Source organism: Arenimonas sp. MALMAid1274, assembly GCF_049195245.1.
GTDB lineage: Bacteria > Pseudomonadota > Gammaproteobacteria > Xanthomonadales > Xanthomonadaceae > Arenimonas.
On the sequence record NZ_JBMIRR010000027.1, the window covers coordinates 137,594 to 159,016 of the forward strand.

20 protein-coding genes are annotated in these 21,423 nt (G+C 70.7%); 12 read left to right on the forward strand and 8 right to left on the reverse strand.

Annotated elements, in window-relative coordinates; translation table 11 throughout:
- Positions 1-77 precede the first annotated feature (77 nt).
- On the forward strand, positions 78-1,898 hold the full coding sequence (locus tag ACOQFR_RS08985; RefSeq protein WP_421381061.1) for a DUF885 domain-containing protein: 1,821 nt from the start codon (positions 78-80) through the stop codon (positions 1,896-1,898).
- A gap of 36 nt (positions 1,899-1,934) precedes the next feature.
- Here the strand turns inward: ACOQFR_RS08985 and ACOQFR_RS08990 are convergent, their stop codons facing one another.
- On the reverse strand, positions 1,935-3,128 hold the full coding sequence (locus ACOQFR_RS08990) for an NAD(P)/FAD-dependent oxidoreductase (protein WP_421381064.1): 1,194 nt from the start codon (positions 3,126-3,128) through the stop codon (positions 1,935-1,937).
- A gap of 107 nt (positions 3,129-3,235) precedes the next feature.
- Here ACOQFR_RS08990 and ACOQFR_RS08995 point away from each other — a divergent pair, with 107 nt between their 5' ends.
- Positions 3,236-3,874 carry a hypothetical protein gene (locus ACOQFR_RS08995; RefSeq protein WP_421381067.1) on the forward strand — a complete coding sequence of 213 codons (639 nt, stop codon included), beginning with the start codon at positions 3,236-3,238 and terminating at the stop codon, positions 3,872-3,874.
- Between the two features lie 50 nt (positions 3,875-3,924).
- On the opposite strand, the gene ACOQFR_RS09000 is transcribed toward ACOQFR_RS08995, so the two are convergent.
- Positions 3,925-5,820, reverse strand: a complete 1,896-nt coding sequence (locus tag ACOQFR_RS09000) for a DEAD/DEAH box helicase (protein WP_421381071.1) — start codon at positions 5,818-5,820, stop codon at positions 3,925-3,927.
- Between the two features lie 204 nt (positions 5,821-6,024).
- On the opposite strand from ACOQFR_RS09000, the gene ACOQFR_RS09005 reads away from it, so the two are divergent.
- Entirely contained in the window at positions 6,025-6,477 is a 453-nt protein-coding gene (locus ACOQFR_RS09005; protein ID WP_421381073.1) for a CopD family protein, read from the forward strand.
- Positions 6,478-6,480: 3 nt separating this feature from the next.
- On the opposite strand, the gene ACOQFR_RS09010 is transcribed toward ACOQFR_RS09005, so the two are convergent.
- Complete coding sequence (locus ACOQFR_RS09010; RefSeq protein ID WP_421381076.1) at positions 6,481-7,557, reverse strand: calcium/sodium antiporter; 1,077 nt, start codon at positions 7,555-7,557, stop codon at positions 6,481-6,483.
- A gap of 134 nt (positions 7,558-7,691) precedes the next feature.
- Here ACOQFR_RS09010 and ACOQFR_RS09015 point away from each other — a divergent pair, with 134 nt between their 5' ends.
- Positions 7,692-8,966, forward strand: a complete 1,275-nt coding sequence (locus ACOQFR_RS09015) for a dicarboxylate/amino acid:cation symporter (protein ID WP_421381079.1) — start codon at positions 7,692-7,694, stop codon at positions 8,964-8,966.
- Positions 8,963-9,826 carry a DMT family transporter gene (locus ACOQFR_RS09020; protein WP_421381082.1) on the forward strand — a complete coding sequence of 288 codons (864 nt, stop codon included), beginning with the start codon at positions 8,963-8,965 and terminating at the stop codon, positions 9,824-9,826. Before ACOQFR_RS09015 ends, ACOQFR_RS09020 begins: the two co-directional genes overlap by 4 nt.
- On the opposite strand, the gene ACOQFR_RS09025 is transcribed toward ACOQFR_RS09020, so the two are convergent.
- Positions 9,823-10,215, reverse strand: a complete 393-nt coding sequence (locus ACOQFR_RS09025; protein ID WP_421381085.1) for a hypothetical protein — start codon at positions 10,213-10,215, stop codon at positions 9,823-9,825. The two genes, ACOQFR_RS09020 and ACOQFR_RS09025, sit on opposite strands and share 4 nt — an antisense overlap.
- Before the next feature lie 219 nt (positions 10,216-10,434).
- Positions 10,435-11,754: a DEAD/DEAH box helicase gene (locus ACOQFR_RS09030; protein ID WP_421381088.1), complete on the reverse strand. Its 1,320-nt coding sequence runs from the start codon at positions 11,752-11,754 to the stop codon at positions 10,435-10,437.
- Positions 11,755-12,095: 341 nt separating this feature from the next.
- On the opposite strand from ACOQFR_RS09030, the gene ACOQFR_RS09035 reads away from it, so the two are divergent.
- From ACOQFR_RS09035 to ACOQFR_RS09045, 3 genes are all read left to right on the forward strand, one after another.
- On the forward strand, positions 12,096-12,659 hold the full coding sequence (locus ACOQFR_RS09035) for a YkvA family protein (protein ID WP_421381091.1): 564 nt from the start codon (positions 12,096-12,098) through the stop codon (positions 12,657-12,659).
- Between the two features lie 72 nt (positions 12,660-12,731).
- Positions 12,732-13,217, forward strand: coding sequence for an acyl-CoA thioesterase (locus ACOQFR_RS09040; RefSeq protein ID WP_421381094.1), 486 nt, complete (start codon positions 12,732-12,734; stop codon positions 13,215-13,217).
- On the forward strand, positions 13,214-13,606 hold the full coding sequence (locus ACOQFR_RS09045; protein WP_421381097.1) for a YbaN family protein: 393 nt from the start codon (positions 13,214-13,216) through the stop codon (positions 13,604-13,606). Before ACOQFR_RS09040 ends, ACOQFR_RS09045 begins: the two co-directional genes overlap by 4 nt.
- Positions 13,607-13,707: 101 nt before the next feature.
- Here ACOQFR_RS09045 and ACOQFR_RS09050 read toward each other — a convergent pair whose 3' ends face one another.
- Positions 13,708-14,307: a C40 family peptidase gene (locus ACOQFR_RS09050; protein WP_421381100.1), complete on the reverse strand. Its 600-nt coding sequence runs from the start codon at positions 14,305-14,307 to the stop codon at positions 13,708-13,710.
- 37 nt (positions 14,308-14,344) lie between these two features.
- On the opposite strand from ACOQFR_RS09050, the gene ACOQFR_RS09055 reads away from it, so the two are divergent.
- Genes ACOQFR_RS09055 through hutG form a run of 4 tightly spaced genes read left to right on the forward strand, consistent with a single transcriptional unit; the run spans position 14,345 to position 18,338 of the window.
- The gene (locus tag ACOQFR_RS09055; protein WP_421381103.1) at positions 14,345-14,824 is read left to right on the forward strand and encodes an FKBP-type peptidyl-prolyl cis-trans isomerase; all 480 of its coding nucleotides are present in this window, start codon (positions 14,345-14,347) and stop codon (positions 14,822-14,824) included.
- 37 nt (positions 14,825-14,861) lie between these two features.
- On the forward strand, positions 14,862-16,259 hold the full coding sequence (locus ACOQFR_RS09060; RefSeq protein ID WP_421381106.1) for a DUF418 domain-containing protein: 1,398 nt from the start codon (positions 14,862-14,864) through the stop codon (positions 16,257-16,259).
- A 22-nt stretch (positions 16,260-16,281) separates the two neighbouring features.
- Positions 16,282-17,553 (forward strand): NAD(P)/FAD-dependent oxidoreductase, encoded by a 1,272-nt coding sequence (locus ACOQFR_RS09065; protein ID WP_421381108.1) that lies wholly within the window; start codon positions 16,282-16,284, stop codon positions 17,551-17,553.
- Positions 17,554-17,561: 8 nt separating this feature from the next.
- Complete coding sequence (gene hutG, locus ACOQFR_RS09070; protein ID WP_421381110.1) at positions 17,562-18,338, forward strand: N-formylglutamate deformylase; 777 nt, start codon at positions 17,562-17,564, stop codon at positions 18,336-18,338.
- Between the two features lie 8 nt (positions 18,339-18,346).
- Here the strand turns inward: hutG and ACOQFR_RS09075 are convergent, their stop codons facing one another.
- Both ACOQFR_RS09075 and parE read right to left on the reverse strand, forming a co-directional pair.
- Positions 18,347-19,183 (reverse strand): hypothetical protein, encoded by an 837-nt coding sequence (locus tag ACOQFR_RS09075; RefSeq protein ID WP_421381112.1) that lies wholly within the window; start codon positions 19,181-19,183, stop codon positions 18,347-18,349.
- Between the two features lie 205 nt (positions 19,184-19,388).
- Positions 19,389-21,278, reverse strand: a complete 1,890-nt coding sequence (gene parE, locus ACOQFR_RS09080; RefSeq protein WP_421381114.1) for a DNA topoisomerase IV subunit B — start codon at positions 21,276-21,278, stop codon at positions 19,389-19,391.
- Positions 21,279-21,423: the final 145 nt, after the last annotated feature.

The following is a 21,423-nucleotide window of genomic DNA, read 5'->3' on the forward strand; positions in this document are numbered from 1 at the left end:
TAACATACCCTTGCGTACGGACTGTGACGCCCGCCGCGGCGCTATGCTCGGTGGCTCAGCCATCTTCGGGAATACCCATGCGCCGTACGCTTCTTGCCATCGCCCTGGCCACCGTCCTGATCGCCGGCTGCGGCGCGGACGGCGCCGCCGCCGCCGCGCCCGCTGCCTCCGCCGAGACCCCGGCCACCTCCACCGCACCCGCGCCGGCCGATGCCGCGTTCGCCACGCTCGCGGCCCGCTACCTGGACGAGGGTCTGGCCCTGTCGCCGGTCAGCGCCACCGGCATCGGCGAGCACCGGCACGACAGCGAGATCGACGACCTCAGCGCCGCCGGCCGCGAGCGGGGCACCGACTGGGCCCGCGGCATGCTGGCCGAGCTGACCGCCATCGATGCCGGCCAGCTGAGCCGGGAAAACCAGGTGGACGCGCGCATCCTGCGCAACCAGCTCGAATACGCGATCTGGGACGACGAGGTGATGCAGCGCTGGGCCTGGGACCCGCAGGTCTACAGCAGCCTGGCCGGCGGCGCGATCTACAGCCTGATGGCGCGCGAGTTCGCACCGATGCCCGACCGGCTGCGCTCCGCCACCGCACGCATGGAAAAACTGCCGGCGCTGCTGGCGCAGGCGCGTGAGAACCTGGATCCGGCGCGCGTGCCCAAGACCCATGCCGAAACCGTCGCCGCCCAGAACCGCGGCGTGCTGAGCCTGCTCGACGGTTTCATCCTGCCGGCGGCGGACCAGCTGCAGGGCGAGGAGCGCGCGCGCCTGGACGCTGCGGTGGCGACGGTGCGCGCCGCGGTCGAAGAACACCAGGTCTGGCTGGACAAGACCCTGGTACCCAATGCCGCCGGCGATTTCCGCATCGGCGCCGAGAAGTACGACCAGCAGCTGCGGTTCGCCCTTAACTCGTCCCTGGGTCGCGCCGAAATCCGCCAGCGCGCCGAGGCCGAACTGGCCCGCGTGCGCGACGAGATGTACGCCGTGGCGCGCACCGCGCTCAAGGACCGGCCGGACGCGCCGCCGATGCCCGAGCAGCCGGACGAGGCGCAGCGCCAGGCCGCCATCGAGGCTGCGCTGGAGCTGGCCTACGCCGAGAAGCCCGGCCGCGACGAGGTGGTGGACTTCGCCAAGCACACGCTGGACGTGGCGACGCAGTTCGTGCGCGACAAGGACCTGGTCACGGTGCCCGACGATCCGGTCAAGATCATCCTGATGCCGGAGTTCCAGCGCGGCTTTTCGGTGGCCTACTGCGATTCGCCCGGGCCGCTGGACCGCGGCCTGGACACCTACTACGCGATCTCGCCGATCCCGGAGTCCTGGGACGCGGCGAAGGTGGATTCCTTCCTGCGCGAATACAACGACTTCATGATCCACGTGCTGACCATCCACGAAGCCATGCCCGGCCACTACCTGGAGGGCGCGCATTCGGTCGAGCATCCCTCCACCCTGCGCGCGGTGCTGCGCTCGGGCCCGTTCGCCGAAGGCTGGGCGGTGTACACCGAGCGCATGGTGGCCGACGCCGGCTACCTGGACAACGACCCGCGCTTCCGCCTGATGCAGCTCAAGTTTTATGCCCGCGCGGTGGCCAATGCCATCCTCGACCAGGGCGTGCACGTGGATGGCTGGAGCAAGGAACAGGCGATGGACCTGATGGTGCGCCAGACCTTCCAGCAGCAGAGCGAGGCGGAGGGGAAGTGGGTGCGGGCGCAGCTCTCGTCCACCCAGCTGGCCACGTACTTCGTCGGCTCGCAGGAACATTTCGACGCCCGCAAGGCCGCCGAGGCGAAGTGGGGCGAGCAGTTCGCGCTCAAGGACTACCACGACCGCATGCTGTCCTACGGCGCGCCGCCAGTGCGCTTTGCGCGGCAGCTGCTGCTGGACGAGCCGATCCAGTGACGTGGGTGGGCGGCGGCGTGGCCGCCGTCCCGCCGCTCAGCAGGCCTGGCCCGCGGCGTGGCCGCTGGCCCAGGCCCACTGGAAGTTGTAGCCGCCCAGCCAGCCGGTGACGTCGAGCACTTCGCCGATGAAGTAGAGCCCGGGAACGTGCTTCGACGCCATCGTGGTGGACGACACGCCATCGGTGTCCACCCCGCCCAGCGTGACTTCCGCCGTCCGGTAGCCTTCGGTGCCGCTGGCGGTGATCGGCCAGTGCGCCAGCTGCCGCGCGATGTCGGGCAGCTGGTTGTGCGTGTACTGCTTCATCGGCTTGCTCGGGAACCACACCTCGCAAAGCCGCTGCGCGAAGCGCTTGGGCAGCACCTCGCCCAGCACCGTGCGCAGTTCGGCGGCCGGCTGCGCCTGCTGGCGCTCGCGCAGGAAGGCGGCGATGTCGTGTTCCGGCAGCAGGTCCAGCAGCAGCTCCTTGCCCGGTTCCCAGTACGAGGAGATCTGCAGGATGCTCGGGCCGCTCAGGCCGCGATGGGTGACCAGCATCGCGTTGCGGAAGCGCGCCTTGCCGCAGCGCGCCTCGACCGGAAACGCGACACCCGACAGCTCGGCGTAATGCTCCTGGTGCTTGCCGCTGAGCGTCAGCGGCACCAGCCCGGCGCGGGTGGGCAGCACGGCGTGGCCGAAGCGGCGCGCCAGCTCGTAGCCGAAGCCGGTGGCGCCCATGCTGGGGATCGACAGCCCGCCGGTGGCCACCACGACGGATTCGGCTTCTAGCGCGCCCTGGCTCGTGCCGATCCGCCAGCCGCCGCCGGGCACGGCGTCGAGGCTGTCGACGGCGCAGGACACCTGCACCTGCACGCCGGCGTCCGCGCATTCGGCCAGCAGCATGGCCACGATCTGCTTCGACGATTCGTTGCAGAACAGCTGGCCCAGCTCCTTCTCGTGGAAGGCGATGCCGTGCGCCTGCACCATCGCGATGAAGTCGGCCGGCGTGTAGCGCGCCAGCGCCGACTTGCAGAAATGCGGATTGGCGGAGAGGAAGTTGGCCGGCGTGGTGCCGGTGTTGGTGAAATTGCAGCGGCCCCCGCCCGACATCAGGATCTTCTTGCCGCAGCGGTTGGCATGTTCGACCACGCGCACCCGGCGGCCGCGGCGGCCGGCGGTGAGGGCGCACATCAGGCCGGCGGCGCCGCCGCCGATCACCAGCACGTCGACCTGCGCGGTGGCCTGGCTCATCGGTGGCGGGGCAGGGTGTCCATGTGGCCGGCATGATAGCGGGGGATGCCCCGGGCCCGTGCCCTCGGCTAACCTGTGGCCCTCACTGACGAAGACGGATGCGCTCCATGTCGGCCAAGAAGTGGCTCAGCGGTTGCCTGATCGTGATCGTGGTCCTGTTGCTGGGCCTCGCCGCCGCCTGGTGGTTCGTGCTGCGGCCGATGTGGAATGCCGGCAGCGAGTGGGTGGGCGAGGCGAAGGCCTGGACCCAGACGCTCGATCTGGGCGAGGGCGTGGTCAACAAGGAGCCCTTCACCGCGCCCGACGACGGCCGGCTGACGCCGGAGCAGGTGCAGGCCCTGGTGCAGGTGCAGCAGGTATTCGTGCAGGAGATGGGCGCCGACCTGGGCCAGCTGGCCGAGCGCGTGCGCCAGGCACAGGCGCTGCGCCAGGGCGGCGAGGCTTCGTTCCAGGACATGGCGGCGGCGTACTCTGAAATGACGCGGCTGCTGAAGCGGGCGCGCGAGGCCCAGCTCAAGGGCGTCAATCAGGCCGGCCTGTCGCGCGAGGAGTACCACTTCATCCGCAGCCAGGCGCTGGCAGCCATGCCGCTGCTGGTGGACGTGGGTTCGATCCCCGGCCTGCCGTCGCTGCCGGGCGCGGACGCGCAGGCCGATCCGTCCGCTGCCCAGGCCAATGCCGAACTGCTGCGTCCGCACCTGCCGCTGCTGAGCAAGAGCCTGGGGGCGGGGCTGCTCCAGCCCTGAAACGACGAGGCCGCGCATTGCGCGGCCTCGTCTTCCGGTCCTGCGTCCGCTTATTCGCCCGGCGGACCCTTGCGGTGCGGCTTCTTGAACGGCGGCTTGTCGCCGAACTTGCGCGGGCCGAATTCCTTCTTGCCGCCGGCGAACGGCTTCTTGCCGAAGGGCTTCTTGCCCGCCACCTTGCCGGCCGTGTCCGGCGCATCGCCGTCGCGGGTGATGCGCAGCTGCTGGCCGGCGCACCAGACCGTCTTGAGGTGGCTCATCACGTCCGGCGGCATGCCGTCGGGCAGGTCGAGCAGGGTGTGGTCCTCGAAGATCTCGATGCGGCCGATGTGCTTGGCGTCCAGGCCGGCTTCGTTGGCGATGGCGCCGACGATATTGCCGGGCTTCACGCCGTGGTCGTAGCCCACCTCGATGCGGAAGGTGGCCTTGCCCTCGTCGGGCGTGCGCGGCTCGCGCGTCTTCTTCGGGAAGGCGGGACGTTCGGGACGCTCGGCGCGGGCCGGGCGCTCGCCGCGCTCGGGCTTGTCGAAGCGCGAGGGCTTGGAAAAGCGGTCGGTGGCCGCGGCGACGTCGCGGTCGAAGGCGCGCTTCTTGGCCTCGAACTTCGGCGGCTCCATCAGCAGCGGCACGTCGCCGCGGGCCATCTTGGCCAGGGCGGTGGCGATCTCGATCGCGGGTACGTTCATCTCGCGCTCGTAGTCCTCGATCAGCTTGCGGAATTCGGTGAGCTCGCCGCCGGCCAGGGTATCGGTGATCTGCTGCTTGAACTTGGACTTGCGCACGTCGTTGACATCGGCCACGGTCGGCAGCTCCATCGGGGTGATGGGCTGGCGGGTGGCGCGCTCGATCGCGCGCAGCAGGTTGCGTTCGCGCGGGGCGATGAACAGGATCGCCTCGCCGCTGCGGCCGGCGCGACCGGTGCGGCCGATGCGGTGCACGTAGCTTTCGGTGTCGTGCGGCACGTCGTAGTTCAGCACATGGCTGATGCGCTCCACGTCCAGGCCGCGGGCAGCCACGTCGGTGGCCACCAGGATGTCGATCTTGCCGTCCTTGAGCTGCTGGATCGTGCGCTCGCGCTGGGCCTGAACCACGTCACCGTTGATGGCGGCAGCGGAGAAGCCGCGCGCCTGCAGCTTCTCGGCCAGTTCGTCGGTGGCCAGCTTGGTGCGGGCGAACACGATCATCGCGTCGAAGGGTTCGGCCTCGAGGATGCGGGTGAGCGCGTCGAGCTTGTGCATGCCGCTGACTTCCCAGCTGCGCTGGCGGATGTTGTCGGCGGTGCGGGTCTTGGCCTCGATGGTCACTTCCACCGGGTCCTTGAGGTAGGTCTGGGCGATGCGGCGGATCGCGTGCGGCATGGTGGCCGAGAACAGCGCGGTCTGGCGCACGGCCGGCATCTTCTTCAGGATCGCCTCGACGTCGTCGATGAAGCCCATGCGCAGCATTTCGTCGGCTTCGTCCAGCACCAGGTTCTTGAGCAGGGACAGGTCCAGCGAGCCCTTCTCCAGGTGGTCGATGATGCGCCCCGGGGTGCCCACCACCACGTGCACGCCGCGGCGCAGGGCCTGCAGCTGCGGGCCATAGCTCTGGCCGCCGTAGATCGGCAGCACGTGGAAGCCCGGCATGTGGGTGGCGTAGCGCTGGAAGGCCTCGGCGACCTGGATGCCCAGTTCGCGCGTGGGCGCCAGCACCAGGGCCTGCGGCTTGGTCTGCGAGAGGTCGATCTGGGACAGGATCGGCAGCGCGAACGCGGCGGTCTTGCCGGTGCCGGTCTGGGCCTGGCCCAGCACGTCGCGGCCGCCCAGCAGGTGCGGGATGGTGGCCGCCTGGATCGGCGAGGGCGACTCGTAGCCCAGCTCGGTCAGCACCTTGAGCAGGGCTTCGCTGAGGGCGAGTTCGCGGAATTGCATGGGCGCGCTGGGCGCCTCGGTCGTCTGGGCGGTCATGGGGAGTCCGTAGGTCTGGGTCCGATCTCGTCGGGGAGACTTCGCATACCGGCACACCACGGACACGAAGAAGGCGCGCATTGTACCCTAAAGCGGCCGCAAGCGCTTGAGCCGCGTGGATTTTCGGCCGGCGGCCGGACTTCACCCGGCCCGGGCCGCGGACCATGGCATCCTGCGCGCACTGCCCCCTCCCACGGACTCCGCATGGCCGCCTATTTCTGGACCAAAACCTTCCATCTCGTGTTCGTGATCGCCTGGATGGCGACTGTGTTCTACCTGCCCCGGATCCTGGTGAACCTGGCCGAGACCCGCGGCCAGGCCGACGTGCAGGCGCGGCTGGTGCTGATGGGGCGGCGGCTGTACGGCTTTGGCCACAGCATGTTCGGCATCGCGGTGGTGCTGGGCCTGCTGCTGTGGCTGGGCCACAAGCTCTCGCCCGAGCTGTGGCCCGATATCGTGGCCGGCATGAAGTGGATGCACGCCAAGCTGACGCTGGTGGCGGCGCTGCTGGCCTATTTCATCGTCGCCGGGCGCTGGCTCAAGCGGGCGGCCGCCGGCGGCACGCTGCCGTCGCCGACCACGATGCGCTGGTTCAACGAGCTGCCGCTGCTGGCCCTGGTGCCGATCATCTGGCTGGTGCTGGCCAAGCCCTTCTGAGGCTCAGCCCCTGGTCCGGCGCCAGCGACTGGACTCTCGCCAGGCCACGGCGGCCAGGGTCAGCGCCGTCAGCGGGATCACCACCGTCTGCATCACCAGCGTGAACTCGTCCAGGGCATCGTGCGCCTGTGCATTGAGCACCAGGTAGACGGTGTAGGCCACGTAGTACCCCAGGAACACCGCGCCCTCCCAGCGGGCGATCAGGTGGCCGGTGAACAGCACCGGCAGGCAGGCGACCGCCACGGCCAGCATCACCGGCAGGTCGAAGGCCAGCAGCGAGGCGGGCACCTGCAGGCCGGTGCCCGACACCATGGCGCTGATGCCCAGCACCGCGCCCAGGTTGAAGATGCCGCTGCCCAGCACGTTGCCCACGGCGATCTCGCGTTCGCCGCGCAGCGCGGCGATCACAGAAGTGGCCACTTCGGGCAGCGACGTGCCCGCCGAGACGATGGTCAGGCCGATCACCAGCGGGCTGACGCCCAGCATCGTCGCCACCACCGTGGCGGCGTCCACCAGCCAGCGCGAGCCCAGCACCAGCATGCCCAGCCCGACGACGATCAGGGCCAACTGCACGGGCAGGCGCGACAGCAGGCCGGGGTGATTGGTCAGCAACGCGTCGGCGACTTCGGCCGGGGCGGCCCGCGTGCCCTGGCGGTATAGCAGCAGGATGTAGGCCAGCAGCGCCCCCAGCAGCAGGGCGCCATCGAGGAAGGACAGCCGCAGGTCCGTCGCCATCCACACCACCATGGCCGACAGCCCGATCATGATCGGCACTTCCTGCCGGATCAGCTGGCGGTCCACCACCAGCGGCGCCAACAGCGCCGAGACGCCCAGGATGAAAAGCACGTTAAAGATGTTGCTGCCCACCACGTTGCCCAGGGCCAGGTCGGTCTGGCCGTCGAGCGCGCCTTTGACCGACACCGCCAGCTCGGGCGCGCTGGTACCGAAGGCGACCACCGTCAGTCCGACCACCAGCGGCGCGATGCCCAGGGACAGGGACAGCCGCGAGGCGCCGCGCACCAGCAGGTCGGCGCCGAGGATCAGCAGGGCCAGTCCGGCGAGGAACATCAGGAAGGTCATGGGCAGGTTCGCGGCGCAGGTGGGGTGGGACGATTATCGCCTGCAACGGTGCGTTGACGCGTGTGCCGGCCGCGGGCGCGTGACCGGGGCCGCGGCCCCCGGTATCGTCGGGGCAACTCTTCAAGGGGGCTGACATGGGCCTGGCGGCACGCTGGTTCCGCATTCCGTTCTGGCAGCGCGTGCTGGCCGGCTTCGTGCTGGGCGGCCTGGTGGGCTGGCTGGTCGGCGAACAGGCCGGCCCCTGGTTCCAGCCGCTGGGCACGCTGTACGTCACGCTGATCAAGATGATCGCCACGCCGCTGGTGTTCTTCGCGGTGATCAATGCGGTGGCCAGCCTGCACGGCCAGCAGTCGGTGGCGGCGCTGGGCGGTCGCACCTTCCTGTGGTTCGCCGGCACGGCCGTGCTGGCGGTGGGCGTCGGGCTGGCGGTGGGCGTGCTTCTGAAGCCGGGCCTGGGCCTGGAGCCGCTGACCGTGGCCGACACCTACGTCGAGAAGGTGGTGCCCGGGCCGGTGCAGGTGCTGCTGGACGTGGTGCCTGCCAATCCGTTCGCGGCGCTGGCCGAGGGCCGCATCCTGCAGGTGATCTTCTTCGCGGGCCTGCTGGGTTTCGCCCTGGTCAAGCTGGGCGAACGCACCGCCGGGCTGCGCGCGCTGGCGGGCGAGGCCAGCGCGGTGATGATCCAGGTCACGCGCTTCGTGCTGGAGTTCACGCCGATCGGCACCTTCGGCCTGATCGCTGCGCTGGTGGGCACCTATGGCTTCGAGCGGCTGCTGCCGCTGGGCGGCTTCGTGTTCGCGCTGTACCTGGCCTGCGCGCTGCACATCGTGTTCGTCTACGGCGGCCTGCTGCTGGCGCACGGGCTGAACCCGCTGCGCTTCTTCCGCGGCGCGGCGCCCGCGATGCAGATCGCCTTCGTCGCCTCGTCCAGCTTCGCGGCGCTGCCGGCCTCGCTGCGCGCGGCCACCCACAGCCTGGGCGTGAAGCCGGAGTACGCCGCCTTCGCGGTGCCGCTGGGTGCCAGCATCAAGATGGACGGCTGCGGCGCGATCTTTCCCGCGCTCACCGCGGTGTTCGTGGCCCAGTACTTCGGGCTGGACCTGTCGGCGCAGCAGTATTTCGTGATCCTGCTGGCCTCGGTACTCGGCAGCTTCGGCACCGCGGGCGTGCCGGGCACCGCGATGGTGATGGCCACCGTGGTGCTCAGCTCGGCCGGCCTGCCGCTGGAAGGCATCGGCTACTTGGTGGCCATTGATCGGGTGCTGGACATGATGCGCACGATGACCAACGTCACCGGGCAGGTGCTGGTGCCGGTGCTGGTGGCGAAGGAAACCGGCCTGCTGGACCAGGCCGCCTACGACGCCGCCAACACCGACATCGCGCTGGAAGGGGACGAGGCCCGGCGATGAGCCCGCGGCACGGCGCCACGCTGGCCGGACTGGCCGCCGTGCTGCTGTGGTCGACGCTGGCGCTGTTGACCGCAGGCACCGGTCGCCTGCCGGTGTTCCAGGTGCTGGCGACGGGGTTTGGCATCGCCGGGCTGGCGGGTTGCGCGCTGTTGCTGCGCCCCGGTGGTCCGGGCCTTGGCGCGCTGCGGCAGCCATGGCCCGCGGCGCGGCTGGCCATTGCCGCACTGCTGGGGTACCACGGGCTCTACTTCTTCGCGCTCAAGCATGCGCCGGCGGTCGAGGCCAACCTGATCAATTACCTCTGGCCGCTGCTGATCGTGGTGTTCGCTGCCGCGATTGGCGGCACCCGCGTGCGCGCAGCGCAGTGGCTGGGCACGGCGCTGGGCCTGGCCGCCGCGGTGCTGCTGGTGTCGCGGGGCGGCCAGGTGCAGGTGGATCCGGCGCACTGGCCGGGTTACGCGGCCGCGCTCGGCGCGGCGCTGGTCTGGGCGCTGTATTCGGTGCTCAACCGGCGCCATGCCGCGGCCCCCAGCACCGCGATGGCCGGCACCTGCCTGGCCGTGGGTCTGTTCGGTGCCTGCCTGCACCTGGCGCTGGAAACCACGGTGGCACCGACGCCCGTGCAATGGCTGTTGCTGCTGGCCCTGGGGCTGGGCCCGACCGGCATCGCGTTCTGGCTGTGGGACATCGGAACCAAGCGCGGCGACCTCGCCCTGTTGGGAACCCTGTCCTACGCCGCCCCGGTGCTGAGCACCGGCTGGCTGCTGCTCGCAGGGCGCGCCACGCCGCACTGGAGCCAGGCGGTGGCGGTCGCCCTGCTGCTGGCCGGAGCCGCGCTGAGCGCGCGGCACGCCGACTAGCGCGCCAGTCGCCAGCCGAGCAGGGCGAAGGGCAGCGGCACCAGCACGCCCGCCACCATCATCCACAGCGGATGCGGGATGGCCGCGAAGTTGGCCGCGACCAGCGCCAGCATCACCACGCCGATGACGATGGCCACGCCGCGCTTGTGCGCGCGGCTGATGGTGGTGGCGGTGTAGGCGCCTAGGAAGCTGCCGGCCGCGTAGGCCACCAGTACCATGCCCAGGGCCATGGGCGGCATCGCGGCGATCAGGGATTTCGCCGCTTCGGGGTTGGTCAGGTCCAGGCCGGGCGGCGGGGGATAGATCGAATGCCCCAGCCACTGGATGGCGGCCACCATCACACCCATCACCACGATCCCCGCCAGTACCGCGAGCACGCTGCGGATCATCGCCGCTTCCTCCCCGTTCGACTGCGCGCAGCTTCGTCCGGGCCCGCGCAAAAGACAAGCGCTGGACGGTTGCCTGGGTCGTGGTTCGCAAGAAACGTGGGGTCCGGGGATATTTTGGCCGCCGCATGGCTGGCACGGCGCCGCCGGCGCCAAATGGAAACCGACGCAAAAAGAAAGGGCCGCACAGGGCGGCCCTTCTTCATGCACCGCGGGCGCGGATCAGCGCGCGGGGCGGGTGCCGTCGTTGCGGCTGCGGCCGTCGCGGGCGCCGTCGCGCGGGCCCTTGGGGCCGGCGTGCGCGTGGCGCTCGGTGCCCACGTGCGGGCGGCGGGCGTGGCGCTGCGGCGGACGCTGGCCACCGGCCGGACGGCCCGAGGGCGCATCGTTGCCCATGCGGATCGGACGCTGCGGCGTGTAGCCCTCGACTTCCACCATCTCGATGTCGGCCTTGAGCACGCGCTGGATCGCGCGCAGCAGGCCGCCCTCGTCGGAGGACACCAGCGAGATCGCCTCGCCGGACGCGCCGGCGCGGCCGGTGCGGCCGATGCGGTGCACGTAGTCTTCGGCCACCATCGGCAGGTCGAAGTTGATCACCATCGGCAGCAGCGGGATGTCCAGGCCGCGGGCGGCGACGTCGGTGGCGACCAGCACGCGGGCCTTGCCCGACTTGAAGTCGCGCAGGGCCTTCAGGCGCTGGGCCTGGCTCTTGTTGCCGTGGATGGCGACCGAGTTGATGCCGGCCTTGTCCAGCTGCTCCGACAGACGGTTGCAGCCGTGCTTGGTGCGGCCGAACACCAGCACCTGGTCCTGGTAGCGCTTGGACAGGATTTCCAGCAGTAGGTCGCGCTTGCGGCTGGCATCCACCGGATGGACGATGTGGGTGACGTTGGTGGCCACGGCATTGCGCACCGACACCTGCACTTCCTTGGGCTCGCGCAGGAATTCCATCGCCAGCTTCTTGATCGCGTCCTCGAAGGTGGCCGAGAACAGCAGGGTCTGCCGGCGCGACGGGATCTTGGCCATCACGCGCTTCATCGCGGGCAGGAAGCCCATGTCGAGCATGCGGTCGGCTTCGTCCAGCACCAGGATCTCGACGTGCGAGAGGTCCACGCTGCGGCGCTCGAGATGGTCGAGCAGGCGGCCCGGGGTGGCCACGAGGATGTCGACGCCGCGGCGCAGCGCGTCGATCTGCGGCTGCATGCCGGCGCCACCGTAGACGGTGGTGGCGTTCAGGCGCAGGTGCTTGCCGTAGGCGCGCAGGCTGTCGAACACCTGCACGGCCAGCTCACGGGTCGGCGCCAGCACCAGGGCGCGCGGCTTGCGCGGGCCGCTCTGCGGACCGGCCTGGGCCAGGCGGTGCAGCAGGGGCAGCGAGAAGGCCGCCGTCTTGCCGGTGCCGGTCTGGGCGCCGCCCATCAGGTCGTGGCCGGCCATGACCAGCGGAATCGCTTCGGCCTGGATCGGGGTGGGGTTGGCGTAGCCGAGTTCGGCAAGCGCACGGTTCAGCTCGGGCGCGAGCCCAAGGGTTTCAAAAGACATGGATGTACTCCGTTGCGTAACCCGGAGCGTTCCCTGAAACCGCGCTGCGAGCTGGTGAAGCTGGTTTTACGGCAGGGCCCGAGCTGGGCCTGACGGGTTTGCGCAGCGAAAGGCGTGCGGAGTGGGGCCAGACGCAGGGCGAGCGGACTCGGGACCTGGGTGGCGGGCATACCGGGGGAAAACGGTCAGCCGTGCAGCAAACAGGGCGAAGGTTACGCGAAACCGGCCGCGCCGGCCAGCGCGGCTGTATCGGCCGTTCAGCCGGCGGCGCGCCGGACCGGCCCGTGGCCGTGACCAACGGGGGAGGGTGGTGGCCGGAACGGGCGGGTAGGATGCGGGCGATGAAGATCACCTTCGAGCTCGAGCCCGGCGACATCGACCGCTTCCACGAGGCGCTGGCCCGGGCCGAGCGGCGCGTGGCCTGCGCCGACGAGGGCGACATCGTGGCCGCGGCCAGGCACTCGCTGGAAACGCTGCCCATCGCCAGCGCGCCCGGCTACATCCGCCGCCGCCTGCTGGACGTGGAGCACCTGATCGGCATGCTCGAGGACGAGGCCTGGGCGCTGCCGCAGGTCGAGCGCGCCGAGGTGCTGCGGCTGCTGGCCTACTTCAGCGACCCCGAGGACCTGATCCCGGACGACGTGGCGGTGATCGGCCTGCTCGACGACGCGATCATGCTGGAGCTGCTGATGCGCGGCATCCGGCACGTGATGGGCGCCTACGGTGAGTTCTGCACCGCGCGCGCGGCCCAGCCCGAGGCCGAAGGCCCCGACGCACGCATCGCCATGGCCCGCGACCTCGCGCGCCGGCGCGATCGGCTGCACGCCCGCATGCGGCGGCGCGCGGTGCGCGACGCGGTGGCCGGCGCGGCCGGGCCCGCCGGTCCGTTTCCCCTCCAGGGTTGAGCCCGGCCGGGCGGCGCCCCGGGGCGCTAGAATCAAGCCTGGCCGCGCCTTGCGGCATCGGGAGCTTCGGGCATGAGCGGTGCGCAGCGTGAACTGACTTTCCGTTTCCTGGCCGAGCCCACCGACGTCAACTACGGCGGCAAGGTGCACGGCGGCGTGGTGATGAAGTGGATCGACCAGGTGGGCTATGCCGCCGCGGTCGGCTGGAGCGGCCGCTACAGCGTCACGGTGGCGGTGGGCGGCATCCGCTTCGTGGCGCCGATCCGCACCAGCGACCTGGTCACCGTCACCGCCAAGCTGGTCTACACCGGCAACAGCAGCATGCACTTCGCCATCGACGTGCGCGCCCGCGATCCGATGCAGGACGGCGGCGAGCGGCTGTGCACCCACTGCGTGATCGTGTTCGTGGCCCTGGACGGCGTCGAAGGCAAGCCCACCGCGGTGCCGCCCTGGACCCCCGAGTCCGAAGACGACCGCCGCATCGCCGACTACGCGCTCAAGGTGATGGCCCTGAGCAAGGACATCGAACACGCCGTGGCCTCGCTGCGCGACGCATGAGCCTGGGCGCGCGCGCCAGGCGATGGGCGTGGCTGTGCCTGGCCTACCTGGCCCTGGCCCTTGGCGTGATCGGCATCTTCCTGCCGGGCCTGCCCACCACGCCCTTCGTGCTGCTGTCGGCGTACGCCGCCGCGCGCGGCTCCGACCGTCTGCACGCCTGGCTGCTGGCGCATCGCCTCTACGGCCCCATGATCCGCGACTGGCAGGCCACCGGCGCCGTCAGCCGCCGCGCCAAGCACTGGGCCCTGGGCACGATGGCCCTGTGCGCCGTCATCTTTTTCCTCACCGCCCCCCGCTGGTGGATGGCCGCCACCGGCACCGCGATCATGGCCCTCGTCGGGACCTGGCTGTGGCTGCGTCCCGAACCGGAGAAGCCGACCGCGGATTGACGCGGATGACCGCGGATGAACGCAGATAAAGCGAAGTAAAAATTGAGATTGGTTCTATCCGCTTTTATCCGCGTTCATCCGCGTCAATCCGCGGCCAGCCTTCAATCCAGGACCCGCCGCGCCCCCGCATAGTGGCGACTCCAGTAGGGCCCGTCGAGGCGGTCCAGGCGCACGGTGCCGCCGGTGCTGGGGGCGTGCACGAAGCGGCCCTCGCCGACGTAGATGCCGATGTGGAAGACGCTGCCGCCGTTGGCGAACAGCACCAGGTCGCCCGAGGCCAGGCGATCGCGCGGTGGCGTGCGCGCCTTGATCTTGGCGATCTCGCGGGTGGTGCGCGGCAGGAACAGGCGCGCGGCATCCAGGTACACGTAGCCGACCAGGCCGCTGCAGTCGAAGCCCCCCTCGGGCGTGTTGCCGCCCCAGCGGTAGGGCGTGCCGACCAGGCCCAGGGCGCGCATCAGCACGTCGTTGGCGCGCATCGGGTCGGCCGGGCTGACGTCCACGATCTGCAGCGCGGGCGCCGCCGGCGCGCGGGCCGGGGTGGTCCGGCGTTCCGGCGCGGAACCGCAGGCGGCGAGCAGGGCCGCCAGCAGCACAAGCGCCCCGGCGCCACGCCAGCCAGGCGCCGCGCGCGGAACTGGCGCTGGCCGGGATCGGCCGGGATAATGCGCGTTCGCTGTCACGGGCCGAGTGTGCCCCATCGCGCCGGTCGCGTCACCGGCCCCATCCGGAAAAAAAATGAAGATCGAGAAGAACCGCGTCGTCCGCTTCCACTACACCGTTTCCGAGCCGGGGCAGCCGCCGGTGGAGAGCTCGCGCGACCGCGAGCCCCTGGCCATCCTGATCGGCCACGGCAACATCATCCCGGGCCTGGAGGCCGCGATGATGGACCGCGTCGCCGGCGACAGCTTCGAGGCCACCGTCGAGCCCGGGCAGGCCTACGGCGAGCGCCGCGAGGGCTTCACCCAGCGCGTGCCCAAGAAGCACATCCGCGAGCCGCGCCTGGCACCGGGCCAGCAGGTGGTGATCAACACATCGGTGGGGCCGCGCGCGGTCACCGTGGTCAAGGTCGGTGCCACCGTGGTGGACGTGGACCTCAACCACCCGATGGCGGGCAAGTCGCTGCAGTTCCAGGTCGAGATCGTGGACGTGCGTGAAGCCGAGCCGGTCGAGATCGAGCACGGCCACGTGCACGGCGAGGGCGGCGCGCAGCACTGACGCTTCTGGCAACAACCAAGGCGGGGAGGCCTGGCGCATGACCGATCATCCGAACGTGCTGGCGCCGGTGGCCGGCGAAGACCGCATCCAGGCCATGGACGTGCTGCGGGGCTTCGCCCTGGTGGGCATCCTGCTGATGAACATCGAGGGCATGGCCGGGCCGCTGATGGCCTCGGTCACGGGCGTGAACCCGGCGCTGCAGGGCGCCGACCGCTGGGCCGACACCTTCGTGTACCTGTTCGTGCAGGGCAAGTTCTACCCGCTGTTCTCGCTGCTGTTCGGCATGGGCTTCGCGGTGATGATGGCGCGCGCCCGCGCCGCGGGCCGGCCGTTCGTGGCGGTGTACCTGCGGCGGTCGCTGGTGCTGCTGGGCATTGGCCTGGCGCACGCCCTGCTGCTGTGGCCGGGCGACGTGCTGACGTCGTATGCGCTGATCGCGCTGGTGCTGCTGTTCATGGTGGCGATGCACGGGCTCAGCCTGCCGCGCTGGGCCGCGGTGGGCGTGGCGCTGAGCATCGCGGTGGTCGTGGTGGCGGTCGCGGCCGGCGTGCCGATGGCTGCGCTGCTGGTGCTGCCGCTGCTGCTGTTCGTCGGTCTGTCGCGGGTGCCGGGCGCGGGCCTGGCGGTGTACGCCAGCCTGCTGCTGCTGTTCACGCCGCTCTTCATCTTCTGCATGGGCCTGCTGGGCAGCGCAGCGATGTCCACGCCGGAATCGGCGGCCGATTGGACCCGCGAGATGGGGGCCGAAGGCGAGCGCATGGCCGCCGTGATCGCGGCCCAGCGCGAAGCCTACGGGTCCGGATCCTTCGCCGAGGCCACCGCGCAGCGCTGGGCCGACCTGAAGATGATGCTGGGCTACCTGGCGTTCTGGGGCTGGAACATCCTGGGCCTGTTCCTGCTGGGCGCCTGGTTCGTGCGCCGCGGTGTGATCGCCAACCCCGCGGCGCATGCGCGCTTCTACGCGGCGCTGCGCTGGGGCGCGATGCCGGTGGGCCTGGCCATGACCTTGTTCTCGTACTGGCTGGCGCCCACCACGGACGTCGGCCGCATGGACATCGTGATGGGCGGCTCGCAGTCGCTGGCCATGCTGGGCGGCACGCTGCTCAGCCTGGGTTACCTGGCCTGGATCGTGCACGCGCTGGGCACCCCGTCCGGCGCGGGCCTGGGCCGCCTGCTGGCGCCGGCCGGCCGCATGGCGCTGACCAATTACCTGATGCAGTCGCTGGTCTGCACCAGCATCTTCTACGGGTATGGCCTGGGCTATTTCGAGCAGATGCCGCGCGCCTGGCAGATTCCATTGGTGTTCGCGCTGTTCGCGCTGCAGGTGGCGCTGAGCCACTGGTGGATGGCGCGCTTCCGCTTCGGCCCGATGGAATGGCTGTGGCGCGCCGCCACCTACCTGCAGCTGCCGCCGATGCGGCGCGTGAGCCGGTGACGCCGCTGCGGTGCCGCCGGGCATGAGCCACGAGGACGCCGACGTCCTGATCCTGGGCGGGGGCGTGATCGGCCTGGCCTGCGCGCACTACCTGCTGGCCGAGGGCCGCAGCGTGCGCGTGCTGGAACAGGGGCGCGTCGGCGGCGCCGCCTCGCACGGCAACTGCGGCACGCTCACCCCCAGCCACGCACCGCCGCTGGCCGCGCCGGGCATGATCGGCCAGGCGCTGCGCTGGATGCTCAGCCCGGCGGCGCCGCTGTACATCCGCCCGCGCTGGGATCCGGCGCTGATGCGCTGGCTGCTGCAGATGGCCGGCCGCTGCAACGCGCGCGACTGGCGCGCCAGCGGCTTGGCCAAGGGCGCGCTGCTCAACCTCTCGCGCGCCCTGACCGAAGACCTGGTGTACGGCCAGGGCCTGGACTGCGGTTTCGAGGCCAGCGGTTTCCACTACGTTTTCCGCAGCGCCCGCGCGCTGGAGAAGCAGCAGCGAGACCTGCCGCTGCTGGCCGAACTGGGCATCGTCGCGCAGGTGCTCGATGGCGCCGCCCTGGCCGCCGACGAACCGGCCCTGCGCCCGGGCATGGCCGGCGCCCTGCATTTCCCCGGCGACGCCCAGCTGCGGCCCGACCGCTACACCGCCGAGCTGGCGCGCATCGTGCGCGCCGCGGGCGGCGTGATCGAAGAAGGCGTGCACGTGGGCGGTTTCGAACGCGGCCGCCACGGCATCACCGCCGTGCAGACCAGCGAAGGCCGGCGCAGCGGCGGCAAGGTGCTGCTGGCCATGGGCGCGTGGTCGGCCGGCTTTGCACGCATGCTGGGCCTGCGCATCCCGGTGCAGCCTGGCAAGGGCTATTCGATCACCTACACGCGGCCGGCCCAGGTGCCGCGGCGCCCGCTGGTGCTCAAGGAGCGCAGCGTCTGCGTCACCGCCTGGGACGACGGCTTCCGGCTGGGCAGCACGATGGAGTTCAGCGGTTACGACGACCGGCTCAACGCCACGCGGCTGGCCGCGCTGGAATCGGGCGCGGCCGAGTACCTGCACGTGCCGGTCGGCCCGGTGAAGCAGGAAAGCTGGTGCGGCTGGCGGCCGATGTGCGTGGACGACGTGCCGCTGCTGGGCCGGGCGCCGGGCCACAACAACCTGTGGCTGGCCACCGGCCACGGCATGATGGGCATGGGCATGAGCGCAGGCAGCGGCCGCGTGGTGGCCGACCTGATGCTGGGGCGCGCGCCGCTGATCGACCCGGCGCCTTACGCGCCAGCGCGCTTCGACGCCCCGCGCGGCGCCGGCTAGACTGCGGCATGGACGTCTTCACCCTGCACCGCGGCACCGCGCCGCTGCTGATCAGCCTGCCGCACGACGGCATCGCGCTGCCCGAGGACATCGCCGCGCGCGTCACGCCGGAAGCCCGCGGCGTGCCCGACACCGACTGGTTCGTCAGCCGGCTTTACGACTTCGCACGCGGACTGGGCGCGTCGCTGCTGGTGCCGAACTATTCGCGCTACGTGGTGGACCTCAACCGCCCGCCGGACGACGTATCGCTGTATCCCGGCCAAAACACCACCGGCCTGTGCCCGGCGGTGCGCTTCAGCGGCGAACCGGTGTACCTGCCGGGACAGGCGCCATCGCCGGAGGAAGTGGCCGCGCGCGTCGAACGCTACTGGCGGCCCTACCACGAGGCGCTTGCCGGCGAACTTGCGCGCCTGCATGCGCAGCACGGCCGCGTGCGGCTGTGGGAAGGCCATTCCATCCGCAGCCAGGTGCCGTTCCTGTTCGAAGGCCGCCTGCCGGACTTCAACCTGGGCACGGCCGCCGGCGCCAGCTGCACGCCGGAGCTGCAGTCCCGGCTCGAGGCGGTGCTGCAGGCGCAGGACGACTACACCTGGGTGGCCAACGGCCGCTTCAAGGGTGGCTACATCACGCGCCACTACGGACGGCCCGGGGCGGGCGTGGACGCGGTGCAGCTGGAGCTGGCGCAGTGCACCTACATGGATGAAGTCAACGGTCGCTATGATCGCGACCGCGCGCAGGCGCTGCAGCAGGTGCTGACGAAACTGCTGGAAACCGCGCTCGCCTGAGGCCGGGCTCAGCGCCCGGCGATCACGCCCGTCATCGAGGCACCGGGACGGCTGCGCGGATCGAAAAAGCAGATCGCCTGCCGCGAGGCCACGCGCCGCGGCGTGTTGCAGCCGGCCTGGCGCGCAGTGCGTCCGTCGAAGCCCTGCAGGCCGATGGTGGCCTGCGCCGCCTGGCTGTCGTCCACCGAGGCGTACTGCAGCGCGATCTCATGGCTGCCGTGGTACAGCACCGCCTGCGCCTGCAGGGGCTGGGTGCTGTGCAGCGGGCCGGCGCGTTCGAAACCGCGCCATTCCACCACCGTGCAGGCCTCGCGCCGGCCGCTGGCCGCGCCACGCGGGCAGGCCGGGAAGTAGGCCTGGCGCACGCCGCCACCGGCCTGCGGGCGCAGGTCGTCGTGGTAGACGTAGATGCGGTTCTGGCTGGCCGCCGGATTGTCGGCACGGGCCGGCAGGCTGCAGTCGTTGCTGAAATCGGAGCCGTCCTCGGCCTGCAGCGAATCGGCCGCCGCCAGGTAACCGTTGCCCGACACCACCAAGCTCTTGCCGGGCTGCTGGTAGAGCTCGAAGGGCTGGGCCAGCGGCAGAACGGCGGCCAGGTCGTCCTCGGCCGCCTTGCCATGGCCGGGCGCCAGCGGCAGGGTCGTCGCGGTGGCGGGCAGGGGAATGTAGTCGTAGCCGCAGCTGCCGCCGCCCACGCCGCGGCTGTCGGCCAGCGTGTAGCCGTACAAGTCGGCCTTGCTGCTGGCGTTCTCGCGCGCCTGCAGGCCCACGGCCACCGCGGCGGCCAGGGTCAGGCCCAGCAGGGTAAGCACCAGGCTCTTGGGAGTGGGGGCAGGACGTGACATCAGGAAGAGCGGTAGCAGGAATCGTGCCAGTTGCACGATGCCTCACGCCGAAACACGCGCGGGATCCTCGCAGAGCCAAGGCTGGCGCGGCTTTGCGGCGATCGCAAGGCGATGACGACGCGCGTGACGGATGGCCTTCGGCGCGGCGGACGGCTGCCGCAACCGGTCGCGGGTGACGCCGCGCGTCACCTTTCCAACGTCGGCTTCAGACCTCTAGCGAGGCCAGGTCGCCCTTGGCCTCAAGCCAGGCCTTGCGGTCGCCGGCGCGCTTCTTGGCCAGCAGCATGTCCATCAGGCCGCGGGTCAGGTCGGCGTCGTCCACGGTGAGCTGCACCAGGCGGCGGGTGTCGGGGTGGATGGTGGATTCGCGCAGCTGCACCGGGTTCATTTCGCCCAGGCCCTTGAAGCGGGTGACGTTGACCTGGCCCTTGATCTTTTCCTTCTCGATGCGATCGAGCAGGATGCGTTTTTCCTCTTCGTCCAGCGCGTAGAAGACCTGCTTGCCCACGTCCACGCGGAACAGCGGCGGCATTGCCACGAAGATGTTGCCGGCGCGCACCAGGGCCGGGAAATGGCGCAGGAACAGCGCCGACAGCAGGGTGGCGATGTGCAGGCCGTCGGAGTCGGCGTCGGCCAGGATGATCACCTTGCCGTAGCGAAGGCCGTCGATGTTGTCGGTGCCCGGGTCGCAGCCGATGGCCACTGCCAGGTCGTGCACTTCGTTGGAGGCCAGCACGCCACCGGACTCCACTTCCCAGGTATTCAGGATCTTGCCGCGCAGCGGCAGGATGGCCTGGAACTCCTTGTCGCGGGCCTGGCGCGCGCTGCCGCCGGCCGAATCGCCCTCCACCAGGAACAGCTCGGTGCGGCCAAGGTCCTGGCTGATGCAGTCGGCCAGCTTGCCGGGCAGGGCGGGGCCCTGGGTGATCTTCTTGCGGGTGACCTGCTTCTCGGTTTTCAGCCGCGCCGAGGCGCGGTCGATGGCCAGCTGCGCGATCTGCAGGCCGGTCTCGACGTGCTGGTTGAGCCAGAGCGAGAACGCATCGTGCGAGGCGCCCTCGACGAAGGCCGCGGCCTGGCGCGAGCTGAGCCTTTCCTTGGTCTGGCCGCTGAACTGCGGGTCGGTGAGCTTGAGGCTGAGCACGTAGCTGACGCGGTCCCACACGTCTTCCGGCGCCAGCTTGACGCCGCGCGGAAGCAGGTTGCGGAAGTCGCAGAACTCGCGCAGCGCGTCGGTGAAGCCCGAGCGCAGGCCGTTGACGTGGGTGCCGCCCTGCGCGGTCGGGATCAGGTTGACGTAGCTCTCCTGCACCAGCTCGCCCTCGGGCACCCAGGCCACGGCCCAGTCCACCACTTCGGTGTCCTTGCTGACGTGGCCGACGAACAGCTCGGCCGGCAGCAGGTCGCGGCCCACCAGCTCGCCGCGCAGGTAGTCGCGCAGGCCATCCTGGTAGAACCACTCGTTGCGCTCGCCGGTGGCCTCGTCGTACAGCTTCACGGTCAGGCCGGGGCAGAGCACCGCCTTGGCGCGCAGCAGGTGCCGCAGCGATCGGGCGTGGATCTTCGGCGTGTCGAAATATTTCGGGTCGGGCCAGAAGCGCAGCCGCGTGCCGGTGTTGCGCTTGCCGACGGTGCCCACCACTTCCAGCGCCGAACTGCGGTCGCCGTCGCGGAATTCCATGCGGTGTTCCTGGCCCTCGCGGCGGATCACCACCTCCACCTTCTTCGACAGTGCATTGACCACGCTGACGCCGACGCCATGCAGGCCGCCGGAGAAGGTGTAGTTCTTGCCGCTGAACTTACCGCCGGCGTGCAGGCGGGTCATGATCAGCTCGATACCGGGGATCTTCTCCTCCGGGTGGATGTCCACCGGCATGCCGCGGCCGTCGTCCACCACCTCGCAGCTGCCGTCCGCGTACAGGGTCACTTCCACGGTCTTCGCGTGCCCGCCCAGGGCCTCGTCCACCGAGTTGTCGATCACTTCCTGGGCCAGGTGGTTGGGCCGGGTGGTGTCGGTGTACATGCCGGGGCGGCGTTTGACCGGGTCCAGGCCCGAGAGCACTTCGATGTCGGCGGCGTTGTAGCGGGTGTTCATTCGGCAGGGGACTCGGCAGGGGGTCGGGCGCGGGCGCGAGGCCCGCAGGATGGGCGTCATGCCCGGGGCGGTCAAGGCGGGGCCGCCGGGCCGGAGCCGCAAGCCCTTGATCGGAAGAAGTTTCTCGCCGCGGGGCGGCCGAGCC

Excerpts from the sequence above, each read along its gene's own strand:
- ACOQFR_RS08985 (WP_421381061.1), top strand. The coding sequence starts at position 78 with ATGCGCCGTACGCTTCTTGCCATCGCCCTGGCCACCGTCCTGATCGCC.
- ACOQFR_RS08990 (WP_421381064.1), bottom strand. The coding sequence starts at position 3,128 with ATGAGCCAGGCCACCGCGCAGGTCGACGTGCTGGTGATCGGCGGCGGC.
- ACOQFR_RS08995 (WP_421381067.1), top strand. The coding sequence starts at position 3,236 with ATGTCGGCCAAGAAGTGGCTCAGCGGTTGCCTGATCGTGATCGTGGTC.
- ACOQFR_RS09000 (WP_421381071.1), bottom strand. The coding sequence starts at position 5,820 with ATGACCGCCCAGACGACCGAGGCGCCCAGCGCGCCCATGCAATTCCGC.
- ACOQFR_RS09005 (WP_421381073.1), top strand. The coding sequence starts at position 6,025 with ATGGCCGCCTATTTCTGGACCAAAACCTTCCATCTCGTGTTCGTGATC.
- ACOQFR_RS09010 (WP_421381076.1), bottom strand. The coding sequence starts at position 7,557 with ATGACCTTCCTGATGTTCCTCGCCGGACTGGCCCTGCTGATCCTCGGC.
- ACOQFR_RS09015 (WP_421381079.1), top strand. The coding sequence starts at position 7,692 with ATGGGCCTGGCGGCACGCTGGTTCCGCATTCCGTTCTGGCAGCGCGTG.
- ACOQFR_RS09020 (WP_421381082.1), top strand. The coding sequence starts at position 8,963 with ATGAGCCCGCGGCACGGCGCCACGCTGGCCGGACTGGCCGCCGTGCTG.
- ACOQFR_RS09025 (WP_421381085.1), bottom strand. The coding sequence starts at position 10,215 with ATGATCCGCAGCGTGCTCGCGGTACTGGCGGGGATCGTGGTGATGGGT.
- ACOQFR_RS09030 (WP_421381088.1), bottom strand. The coding sequence starts at position 11,754 with ATGTCTTTTGAAACCCTTGGGCTCGCGCCCGAGCTGAACCGTGCGCTT.
- ACOQFR_RS09035 (WP_421381091.1), top strand. The coding sequence starts at position 12,096 with ATGAAGATCACCTTCGAGCTCGAGCCCGGCGACATCGACCGCTTCCAC.
- ACOQFR_RS09040 (WP_421381094.1), top strand. The coding sequence starts at position 12,732 with ATGAGCGGTGCGCAGCGTGAACTGACTTTCCGTTTCCTGGCCGAGCCC.
- ACOQFR_RS09045 (WP_421381097.1), top strand. The coding sequence starts at position 13,214 with ATGAGCCTGGGCGCGCGCGCCAGGCGATGGGCGTGGCTGTGCCTGGCC.
- ACOQFR_RS09050 (WP_421381100.1), bottom strand. The coding sequence starts at position 14,307 with ATGGGGCACACTCGGCCCGTGACAGCGAACGCGCATTATCCCGGCCGA.
- ACOQFR_RS09055 (WP_421381103.1), top strand. The coding sequence starts at position 14,345 with ATGAAGATCGAGAAGAACCGCGTCGTCCGCTTCCACTACACCGTTTCC.
- ACOQFR_RS09060 (WP_421381106.1), top strand. The coding sequence starts at position 14,862 with ATGACCGATCATCCGAACGTGCTGGCGCCGGTGGCCGGCGAAGACCGC.
- ACOQFR_RS09065 (WP_421381108.1), top strand. The coding sequence starts at position 16,282 with ATGAGCCACGAGGACGCCGACGTCCTGATCCTGGGCGGGGGCGTGATC.
- hutG (WP_421381110.1), top strand. The coding sequence starts at position 17,562 with ATGGACGTCTTCACCCTGCACCGCGGCACCGCGCCGCTGCTGATCAGC.
- ACOQFR_RS09075 (WP_421381112.1), bottom strand. The coding sequence starts at position 19,183 with ATGTCACGTCCTGCCCCCACTCCCAAGAGCCTGGTGCTTACCCTGCTG.
- parE (WP_421381114.1), bottom strand. The coding sequence starts at position 21,278 with ATGAACACCCGCTACAACGCCGCCGACATCGAAGTGCTCTCGGGCCTG.